4 protein-coding genes are annotated in these 4,006 nt (G+C 54.2%); all 4 read right to left on the bottom strand.

What is annotated here, in order from left to right; translation table 11 throughout:
- Positions 1-159: 159 nt before the first annotated feature.
- From QZR21_RS08420 to gatC, 4 genes are read right to left on the bottom strand one after another with little or no spacing between them, the layout of a single operon-like run.
- The gene (locus QZR21_RS08420) at positions 160-507 is read right to left on the bottom strand and encodes a hypothetical protein (RefSeq protein WP_296096977.1); all 348 of its coding nucleotides are present in this window, start codon (positions 505-507) and stop codon (positions 160-162) included.
- The gene (gene gatB / locus QZR21_RS08415) at positions 504-1,949 is read right to left on the bottom strand and encodes an Asp-tRNA(Asn)/Glu-tRNA(Gln) amidotransferase subunit GatB (RefSeq protein ID WP_296096975.1); all 1,446 of its coding nucleotides are present in this window, start codon (positions 1,947-1,949) and stop codon (positions 504-506) included. Before gatB ends, QZR21_RS08420 begins: the two co-directional genes overlap by 4 nt.
- Positions 1,946-3,406 carry an Asp-tRNA(Asn)/Glu-tRNA(Gln) amidotransferase subunit GatA gene (gene gatA / locus QZR21_RS08410; protein WP_296096972.1) on the bottom strand — a complete coding sequence of 487 codons (1,461 nt, stop codon included), beginning with the start codon at positions 3,404-3,406 and terminating at the stop codon, positions 1,946-1,948. Before gatA ends, gatB begins: the two co-directional genes overlap by 4 nt.
- A gap of 12 nt (positions 3,407-3,418) precedes the next feature.
- Positions 3,419-3,703: an Asp-tRNA(Asn)/Glu-tRNA(Gln) amidotransferase subunit GatC gene (gatC, locus tag QZR21_RS08405; RefSeq protein WP_296096970.1), complete on the bottom strand. Its 285-nt coding sequence runs from the start codon at positions 3,701-3,703 to the stop codon at positions 3,419-3,421.
- Positions 3,704-4,006 lie beyond the last annotated feature (303 nt).

Here is a 4,006-nt window from a genome sequence, read left to right as displayed (position 1 = left end):
AGACCCCCAGGGCCTCCGGCCCCATCTTCCTCGATCTCGACCTCAGTCTCGATCTCATTCGCCCCGCAGGGCCTGACGAGCTCAAGGTCCCCATACGAACGCACACCCCTCACCCATGCGAAAAAATCCCTCCCGCTTATACAGCAGGAGGGATTTCCTTTACAGTATGTATTTTCTGACCAGGTACAGGATGAGCGCCGCCCCCAGGACGATGGCTCCCCCTACGAGGACGATCCAGGCCGTCGCGATGGCGAGAAGGATGAAGATACCGAAGCAGGCCACGGCGCCCACAGCGATGAGGGCTTTTTTCCACCAGGGAATGTGGTGGATATCGAAGGAATGGATGTGGATGGTAAATCCGTCATCCGGCTCTTCCTTCTTTTCCTCTTCCCCCTGTTCGTTCAGGGTGAGTCCGTTGTAGTCATGGACTTCGTCGTCGGACATGGTTCTCGGTTCTTCGTGGACCTCAGCGTGGTCATCGTTTTTCATGGTTTCATTCTCATTCATAAGGATGCAAGTTTCTTATTCAGGAGCTCGTTGATGACTCTCGGGTTGGCCTTGCCTCTGGTGGCCTTCATGATCTGGCCTACCAGGGCGCCTACGGCTTTCTTCTTGCCCGCTTTGAAGTCTTCTACGGCCTTCGGGTTTTCGCTGACCACCTTATCCACCAGGGCCTGCAGGGCGCCGGTGTCGGAAATCTGGACGAGGCCCTGGGCTTTGACGATGTCTTCCGCCTTGCCCCCTTCTTTCCACATGGTGGCGAATACTTTCTTCGCGATCTTTCCGGAAATGGTGCCTTTGGAAATCAGCTTCAGGAGGCCCGCCAGGTTTTCAGCGGATACCGGGGCTTTGGCGATTTCGATATTATCATTGGAGAGCTGGCTGGCGAATTCGCCCATGAGCCAGTTCACCGCAGCCTTGGGATCGGCGCCTGCATCCACGCAGGCTTCGAAGTAGTCCGCCGTAGCCTTGTCGTTGGTCATGAAGACAGCGTCTTCCGAGGACAGGCCGAAATCCTTCATGTACCGTTCCTTCCGGGCATCCGGCAGTTCCGGCAGGGATTTGCGGATGTTTTCGATGTATTCATCGCTTACGGTGAATGGTACCAGGTCCGGTTCCGGGAAGTAGCGGTAATCGTTGGCTTCTTCCTTGGTCCGCATGGACTTGGTGACCCCTTCTTTTTCGTCCCAGGTTCTGGTTTCCTGGACCACCTTGCCCCCATCTTCCAGGAGCTCAGCCTGACGCATGGCTTCGTATTCGATAGCCCGTTCTACGCCTTTGAAGGAGTTGATATTCTTGATTTCTGTCTTGGTGCCCAGTTCCTTCTGGCCCACAGGACGGACGGAAACGTTGGCATCGCAGCGCAGGCTCCCTTCTTCCATGCGGCAGTCGGAAATGCCTACGTACTGGAGGATGGCTCTCATCTTTTCCATGTAAGCCACCGCTTCCTTGGCAGACCGCATATCCGGTTCCGAAACGATTTCCAGAAGCGGCGTGCCGGTACGGTTATAGTCTACCAGGGAGTAATCGGAGTCGGTGATGGAAGTGCCGTGGTGTACGAGCTTTCCGGCGTCTTCTTCCATGTGGGCACGGGTGATGCGGATTCTCCGCTTCTCCCCTTCCACTTCCACGTCCAGGTATCCGTGTTCGCAGATAGGCAGGTCAAACTGGGAAGTCTGGAAGTTCTTCGGCAGGTCCGGATAGTAGTAGTTCTTCCGGTCGAATTTGCTGAACCGGGAAATTTCACAGTTCAGTGCCAAGCCGGCCCGTACAGCGTATTCCAGTACTTTCTTGTTCAGTACCGGCAGCACGCCGGGAAGGCCCAGGCATACAGGGCACACATTGGTATTGGGGTCTGCGCCGAAGGATGTCTTACAGCTGCAGAAGATTTTTGTTTTTGTCTGGAGTTCCGTATGGACTTCCAGGCCGATGACTGCTTCGTATTTCATTCCTTAATCTCTCCTTTCGGCGCGGTCTTTGTCAGTTCAGGATGGGCCTGTTCAAAGGTATAGGCGGTGCGGAGAATGGTTTCTTCTCCCAGGGTCTTGCCGATGAGCTGCATACCCAGGGGCATGCCGTCCTTGAATCCCACGGGGATGCTGATGGACGGTGCACCGATGAGGTTTACCGGCACCGTGCAGATATCTTCCATGTACAGGGACAGGGGATCCGAGAAAGCACCGAACTTGAAGGATGTACCGGAGGCAGAAGGCGCAGCGATGACATCGCATTTCTTGAAGGCTTCATCAAATTCCTGCTTCAAGAGGGTTCTTACCTTCAGGGCCTTCAGGTAGTAGGCATCGTAGTAGCCGGCGGACAGTACATAGTTCCCCAGCATGATACGGCGCTTGACTTCTTCGCCGAATCCCTGGCTTCTGGTCTTGATGTACATGTCGATGATATCCTTGCCTCCTTCGGCACGGAAACCATAGGAAACGCCGTCGTACCGGGCCAGGTTGGAGCTGGCTTCTGCCGGGGCGATGATGTAGTACACGGACACGCCGCTGTTGATATGGGGAATGGAAACATCCACGATTTCAGCGCCTTCCTTTTCATAGAAAGCAAGAGCGTCGTGAATGGCATTCTTTGTTTCTTCCTTAATGCCCTTTCCGAAGAATTCCTTCGGAACGCCGATCTTCATGCCCTTCACATCCCGGACGAGGGCCTTCCTGTAATCCTTCTTTTCCTGGGGAATGGAGGTGGAATCCCTTTCATCGTGGCCGGCAATGGCGTTCAGTACGATGGCCGCATCGGTGACGTCCTTTGTGAGGGGTCCGATCTGGTCCAGGGAGGACGCGAAAGCCAGGAGGCCGTAACGGGAAACGAGGCCGTAGGTGGGTTTCAGGCCCACAATGCCGTTAAAGGAAGCAGGCTGGCGAATGGATCCGCCGGTATCGGAGCCCAGGGCCCAGATAGCTTCGGTAGCTGCCACAGCAGCCGCAGAACCACCGGAAGAACCGCCGGGTACATAGTCCGTATTCCAGGGATTTCTGGAAGGTCCGAAGGCAGACCGTTCCGTGGAGGAACCCATGGCGAATTCATCCATGTTTGTCTTACCCAGGGAAATGTAGTCTTCCTTCTTCAGCATTTCAATGACCGTGGCGTCATAGGGGGATACCCAGTGTTCCAGCATCTTCGATGCGGCAGTGCAGGTTTCTCCCTTGATGCACATATTATCCTTAATGGCGCCCGGGATGCCGGCAAGATCGGAGATTTCCTCTCCCCTGCCGATTTTTTCATCCACCAGGGCCGCTGTCTTCAGCGCACTTTCATCGCTGGTGGACAGGTAAGCATGGATGTCACCTTCCACAGCGTCACGGTGAGCAATGATTTTCTTCGTCAGTTCCACAGCGGAGATTTCTTTCTTCACCAGCTGCTCATGGAGATCATGAATGGTATACTTCACTGCTCTTCCTCCTTAAATAATTTTCGGCACCTTGAAATAGCCGTCCTCGCTGTCCGGCGCATTCATCAGTGCTTCTTCGTTCGTAAAGGATGTATGGGGTTCATCTTCCCGCATTACATTGTACTGTTCCACTGCATGTACCGTAGGCGGCACATCGGTGGTGTCATACTGGTTCAGTTCTTCCATGTAGGTCAAAATGCTGTTCATGGAGTCACGCATCTTTTCCAGGTCCTCCGGAGAGAACTCCAAACGGGAAAGGAGGGCGATCTTCTTTGCTTCTTCCGTAGTAATCTTCATAGACACACTTCCTTATTGCTTTGATTTCTTTAATACAGAAAATCTTTATCAATTATAGCATAGATAGGGAAGGAGCCGCAAAGAAAGGAACGAAATCGAGAGGATTCACCTGCAGCGAAAAAGAAAGAGTTGAGATTTGAGAGTTGAGAGTTGAGGCCCAGCGGCTGACGCCGCAAAAATTCAGCCTGCGGCGCTTCCACCAGCTAACCTCCGTCGCCTGACGGCGCCACCGCCGGGCCCTGAAAGGAAGGCGTCTTGGTGTGCAGTATAGACGCCAACTGGGGCCCGGCTCGAGGGTCCTCT

The organism is uncultured Dialister sp. (genome assembly GCF_900541605.1).
GTDB lineage: Bacteria > Bacillota > Negativicutes > Veillonellales > Dialisteraceae > Dialister.
Note: the sequence above shows the minus strand (reverse complement) of the source record. Positions and strands in the feature narration are given on the sequence as shown.